Source organism: Mycobacterium sp. (assembly GCF_032161845.1).
In the GTDB taxonomy this organism is placed as follows: Bacteria; Actinomycetota; Actinomycetes; order Mycobacteriales; family Mycobacteriaceae; genus Mycobacterium.
In genome coordinates this window covers 1-5,816 of the sequence record NZ_JAVRQA010000024.1, presented here as the reverse complement: position 1 = coordinate 5,816, position 5,816 = coordinate 1, and the positions used below count along the sequence as shown (strand labels likewise).

General features: G+C 68.6%; 6 protein-coding genes and 1 rRNA gene. All 7 read right to left on the bottom strand.

The annotated features are described in order from the left end of the window. Positions 1-29 precede the first annotated feature (29 nt). Positions 30-1,790: a DNA repair protein RecN gene (gene recN, locus QOD90_RS01450; protein ID WP_526345942.1), complete on the bottom strand. Its 1,761-nt coding sequence runs from the start codon at positions 1,788-1,790 to the stop codon at positions 30-32. Continuing rightward, positions 1,780-2,712 (bottom strand): NAD kinase, encoded by a 933-nt coding sequence (locus QOD90_RS01445; RefSeq protein WP_526345940.1) that lies wholly within the window; start codon positions 2,710-2,712, stop codon positions 1,780-1,782. The genes recN and QOD90_RS01445 overlap by 11 nt, the downstream gene beginning before the upstream one ends. Next, complete coding sequence (locus tag QOD90_RS01440; RefSeq protein WP_526345938.1) at positions 2,709-3,518, bottom strand: TlyA family RNA methyltransferase; 810 nt, start codon at positions 3,516-3,518, stop codon at positions 2,709-2,711. Before QOD90_RS01440 ends, QOD90_RS01445 begins: the two co-directional genes overlap by 4 nt. A 6-nt stretch (positions 3,519-3,524) precedes the next feature. Further along, positions 3,525-3,692: a hypothetical protein gene (locus QOD90_RS01435; RefSeq protein ID WP_526345936.1), complete on the bottom strand. Its 168-nt coding sequence runs from the start codon at positions 3,690-3,692 to the stop codon at positions 3,525-3,527. A gap of 8 nt (positions 3,693-3,700) precedes the next feature. Then, a complete protein-coding gene (locus QOD90_RS01430) occupies positions 3,701-4,723 on the bottom strand; it encodes an HAD-IIA family hydrolase (RefSeq protein WP_526345934.1) in 1,023 nt (340 codons plus the stop codon). A gap of 1 nt (position 4,724) precedes the next feature. Next, on the bottom strand, positions 4,725-5,558 hold the full coding sequence (locus tag QOD90_RS01425; protein ID WP_526345944.1) for a tetratricopeptide repeat protein: 834 nt from the start codon (positions 5,556-5,558) through the stop codon (positions 4,725-4,727). A 141-nt stretch (positions 5,559-5,699) separates the two neighbouring features. Further along, positions 5,700-5,812, bottom strand: a 5S ribosomal RNA gene (gene rrf / locus QOD90_RS01420). Between the last annotated feature and the right edge of the window lie 4 nt (positions 5,813-5,816).

Below are 5,816 nucleotides of genomic sequence, written 5' to 3'. Positions count from 1 at the left end.
GATTACGTCGTCGGTTCGGCCTCGGATCCCTACTCCGCCGCTTCCTTTTGAGCCCCGTCGAGCAGTTCCCTCGCGTGCGCCCGCCCACTGTCCGACTCCCCGAGCCCCGCGAGCATCCGTGCCAGCTCGCCGACGCGGTCGTCGTCATCGAGGCGGCGCACCTCACTCGACTTGCCCTTGCCGGTACTGCTGTCGACGACGAGGTGCACGTCGGCATACGCGGCGACCTGCGGTAGGTGGGTCACGACGATGACCTGATGGGTGCGGGCCAGGCGCGCCAACCGCCGCCCGATCTGCACGGCGGCCCGCCCGCCGACGCCCGCATCGACCTCGTCGAACACCATCGTCGTGCCCTCCGCCGACGCGGCCAGCACCACCTCCAGGGCCAGCATCACGCGGGACAGCTCACCGCCTGAGGCACTCTTGGCCAACGGCAGCACATCGGACCCGGAGTGCGGCGTGAAACCGAACTCGACGCTGTCGATCCCGTCGTGCCCGGCGTGGACGATCTCGCCGGACGACAGTTTCAATGGCGCCGAATCATCGGCGCGCGCCGACAAGGGCCCGACCGCGATGCTGAACCCGGCACCCGACATCGCCAGGCCGGCCAACTCCGCGGTGACCGCCTTGGCCATCGCCTTGGCGGACTTGGTGCGGACCTTCGTGACGTCGGCGGCCGCCGCGACGACCCTGCCCTCGAGTTCGTCCACCTGTTTCGCGAGCGCTGCCAAAGTTTCTTCGGAGACGTCGAGCTGGGCCAGCCGGGTCCGGGCATCCTCGGCCCACGCCAGGACACCGTCGACGTCGGCCGCGTACTTGCGGGTGAGGTTTCGCAACTCGCCCTGGCGGGCCAGCTTGCCTTCCAAAGTGCTTGCATCGCTGGGCAAGTCAGCGAGGTAGTCAGCCAGCTCACCGGCCACGTCGCTGGCGATGGCGAGCGCCTCGCCGAGCCGGTCACCCAACGATCGCAGGGCTGCGTCATCGGTCGCCTGCAACGCCGCCTTGGCTTGGCCGATCAAGTCGACCGCCGACACCGCACCCTGCGCAGGCTCGTCCAACTCGCCGGACAGTGCGACGCGGGCGGTCTGTGCCGCGTCTCGCAGCGCATCCAGCTCGGACAGCCTGCGAATCTCGGCCACCAGCGCCTCGTCCTCACCGAGCTGGGGCGCGACGGTGTCGATCTCGTCAAGCCCGAACTGCAGCCGATCGGCCTCCAGCGCAAGCTCGCGCGCCCGTTGCCGACGGTCGACCAGATCGCGCCGTCGGGTCAGCCACTCGTCGCGCAACCCGCGATACCGCGCCAAGGGGGCATCGACGTCGGCGAACCGGTCCAGCGCCGACCGCTGCTCGTCGGACCGCATCAACCGCAGCTGGTCGTTCTGACCATGCAGCGCAAGGAGTTCGGTGGTGAAGGTGCTGAGCGACTTGGCTGGCACGCTGCGCCCACCGAGGTACGCCCTCGAAGGCCCTTCGCGGCTGACCGAGCGCGCGGCGATGACGCTGCCGTCGTCGTCGCGGTCGGCACCCGAGGAGTCCAGGATCTCGTCAATGCGCTCGGCGACGGTGCCGACGAGTTCCGTCGTGGTGAAGCGGCCCTCGACGACGGCGCGTTCCGAGCCTGACCTGACCCGGCTGGCATCCGCGCGGGCGCCGCCGAGCAGGTGCAGGCCGGTGACGACCATCGTCTTGCCCGCGCCGGTCTCCCCTGTCAGCACGGTCAGCCCACGGTCGAACTCGGCGGTAGCGGCCCTGATCGCGCCAAGCTCCTGGATGCGTATCTCAGCGAGCACTGCGTCCCCGCCAGCCGGTGACGGGCAACTGGAACTTGCGTACCAGTCGGTCGGTGAACGGTGCGCTATCCAGCCGGATCCACTTCAGTGATGTGCCGCACCGGGTGACCTCGAGGCGTCCACCGGCAGGCACCACCATCTCGCGGCGGCCGTCGCAAAAGACCATTGCGTCGTACCCGCTTGCCTCGACCTCGATGGCGATGGACGCGTCCGGACTGGTCACCATCGGCCGCGCGAAGAGGGCATGAGCGTTGTTGGGCACCACCAGGATCGACTCGAGGTCTGGCCACAGAATGGGACCGCCCGCGGAGAACGCATATGCGGTGGAACCGGTCGGCGTCGAGACCAGCACCCCGTCGCACCCGAAGGAGGAGACCGGGCGACCGTCGACCTCCAACACCACGCCGAGCACGCCGAGACGAGGGCCCTTCTCCAAGCTGGCCTCGTTGAGCGCCCACCCGCGCTGCTTGATCTGCCCGTCGACGCGCACGACGATGTCGAGCGTCATGCGCTTCTCGACGCTGTAGCTGCGGTTGACCACCTGATCCAGCACGGTGTCGATCGCCGACGCCTCGGCCTCGGCAAGGAAGCCGATGCGGCCGAGGTTGACGCCGAGCACCGGAATCTCGACGTTGCGAGCGAGTTCCGCGGCACGCAGAAACGTCCCGTCGCCGCCGAGGACGAGCACCATCTCGCATCCCTCGGCGGCGCGTTCGTCGGCGTCGACGACCTCGATGTCCGAGTCGAGCGCGTTGATCTCCTCGACACTCAGGTAGTAGGGCTGGTGGTCGACCTGTTCGGCGGCCAGCACTCGGAGACCGATCCCGTTCTCACGGAGCACCTTCTCCACGCGGCGAGCGGTGTCGGTGGCCTCGTCGCGACCGGTGTGGACGACGAGCAGAACTTGGCGTTCGCAGGTCATTGAGGCCCCTCTTGGATGGCTCGACGCACGGCGTTCTCCAGGGACTCGCCGAGGAGCGGACGGTCGGTCTGCGCACGCAGGCGCAGGAAGAACTCGACGTTTCCCGACGGACCCGGCAGCGGGCTCGACGTCACATCGACGGTCTGCCAGTCGAGTTCGGCGGCCCTGCGCGCGACCGAGAGCACCGCATCGGCCCTGATTTCGGGATCCGATACGACTCCCCCCGCTCCGACGCGGTCCTTGCCCACTTCGAACTGTGGCTTCACCATGGGAACGATATCGGCGTCCGCCGACGCACAGGACACCAGCGCGGGCAACACCGTCGCCAGCGAGATGAACGAAAGGTCGGCGACCACCAGATCGACCGGGCCACCGATCGCCTCGGCGGTCAGCCCGCGGACGTTGGTGCGCTCCATGACCACCACGCGGGAGTCGGACCGCAACGGCCACGCCAGCTGCCCGTAACCGACGTCGGCGGCGACGACCTGGCCTGCCCCGCGGTCCAGCAGCACCTGGGTGAAACCGCCGGTCGACGCGCCGGCGTCCAGACAGCGGCGACCCTCGACTGCGACACCGAACGCATCCAGCGCGCCGATGAGCTTGTGGGCGCCACGCGAGACCCAGCTGCGTTCGTCGGCGCCGGCGACGGTGAGCTTCGTGTCGACGGTGACGGCCGTCGCGGGCTTGGCGGCGGGCATGCCGTCGATGCTGACCCGTCCGGCACCGATCAGCTCTGCGGCCTGCTGGCGGGACCGCGCGAGACCGCGTCGGACCAGCTCGGCATCAACGCGAGCGTGCCGAGTCACGTGTGCTTACCTCTCGACGGATTCCAGCGCCCGGACCAGCAGGTCGTGTGCCTCCTCCAGGCGTGCCGCGATGTTCTCCACGTCGACGTGCGCAGCGTCATCGGCATTCGGGTCGGGCAGCTCGGCGAGCAACGCCGCGACCTGGGCGCGGATCTGGTCGGGATCGGTCGTCATCTCGACGCTCACGCTATCTGATCGGCCGAACCCGCCAACGACCAACGCTCCAGCGCTTCCTGCGCCGCATGGTCGCCGCCGAGAATGGCGAATCGCACGCCATCCACACTCGAACCCCAGACAGTGCTCGCGACCGCGCGCACGATGCTCAAGGGATCCTCGGCCTCGCGACCGGTCGAGTAGACCGTGACGTCCTGTGGGCCGACCTCGACACGCCACGCGGCGTGCGGCGCGATCCGCAGCGTGCTGCTGTCCGCATTCAGCGATCGAAGATCCTCGGCCAGGTAGTTCGGTCGCTCGGCGGCGTCGGCGTAGACCATGTCTGCGACCGTGCTGACGCCGGTGAGCACCAGTAGGCTCGGCAGCCCAGCGGCGTTGGCGCCGGAGATGTCGGTATCGAGTCGGTCACCGATCACCAGCGGGCGCTCGAAGTCCCCACGGGCCAGCGCGTCGAGCAGCAGCGGTGGCTGAGGCTTGCCCGCCACCTGCGGCCGTTCGTCGGTCGCGGTCTCGAGCGCCGCGACCATCGACCCGTTGCCAGGCAACAGACCGAGTTCGGACGGCAGGGTGCGGTCGACGTTCGCGGCCACCCACAGGGCCCCGCCGCGGATGGCCAGCGCCGCCTCAGCGAGGTCCGCCCAGCCGGTCTGCGGCGAGTGACCTTGCACGACCGCGTGCGGCTTGTCGGCGAACTTGCGAACTGGCTCGAGCCCGACCTTGCGAACCTCGTCGGCAAGCGACTCGGTGCCGATGACCAGAACTGCTGAGCCGGAAGCCATTTGGGCGGCCAACAACCGTGCGGCGCTCTGCGCGCTGGTGACCACGTCGTCGGACTCGGCGGCAAATCCCATCGCCACCAGGTTCTTCGCGACCTCGTCGGGGCCGCGCGATGCGTTGTTCGTGACGAACAGGGTGCGGGGCTCGACGGCGGCCAAGGTCTCGACCGAACCCTCGGTGGGCTGCTGCCCACGGAAGACGGTGCCGTCGAGGTCGAGCAGCAGGCAGTCGTGTTCCTGCGCGAGTGTCGTCACGTCAGCTCAGCTCCGCGATCCGCTCGTCGGCGTCGGTCACGCCGTCGACGTCGGCTGCCTCGGCGTTGATGAACCATTGCAGTGCTTCGTCATTGCGGCCAAGCGCCAGAAGGGTGTCGGCGTAGGCGTAGAAGAGTCGCGTCGCGGTCAACCCCGTCTGCTCGGGGTCCAGCGGCGGCGTGGAGAGTGCGGAGAGTGCCTGTTCGTGTTGACCGAGATCCGAACGGGCTCCCGCGACGACGATGCGCAATTCGTCGGCGTCGTCGCCGGTGAGTTCCTCGGCCTCGGGGGTACGGGACAGGTCGATTGCGCGTTGGGGGCGGCCGACGCCGCGTTCGCAGTCGGCGATCATCGCCAGCAGCGGTGACTTGCTGCCCATCCGCCGGGCGGCGCGCAGTTCCGAGAGTGCCTGTGCCCAGTCACCACAGTGATAGGCGGCGATGCCGACGGCCTCACGGACGGCGGCGATGCGGCCGGACCGTGTGCGCGCGGCCTGCGCGTGCTTCAACGCCACTTCGGGATTCTCTTCGAGGAGGTTGCCTGCCGCGACGAGGTGTTTGGCCACGTAGTCGGCAGTTGGCTTGTCGAGGGTCATGAGCTCGCCGCGGACGTCCGGAGCCAGCTGCTTGGCCTCGACGTCTGCGGGGATTGGCGGTGCGTCCTTGTCGGAACGGGAATCGTCGGAACGCGGCTGTACGCGACGGGCCCGGTCGGGGCCCGACGATCGGGGGGCGCCACGACGAACGCCGGCGTCAGAACCCCTTCGTGGCGCGCCGGCACTGGGTGTACGCCGGGGCCGTTTGTCGTCGCCTCCGCGCTGCGTGTCCTGGGGCACGTCTGCCTTCCCTGTTCTACTCACCGTCTCGCAAAGGATACGGCGACACTCGACAATTCGCGAGAAATGCCGAATTGAATGACAAAGTCGCTAAAAGAGAATCACCCCCCACGCAATTGTGGGGGGTGATTCTTAAAGGGTGTTCGGCGGTGTCCTACTTTTCCACCCGTATGGGCAGTATCATTGGCGCTGGTAGGCTTAGCTTCCGGGTTCGGGATGGGTCCGGGCGTTTCCCTGCCGCTGTTGCCGCCGTAACTC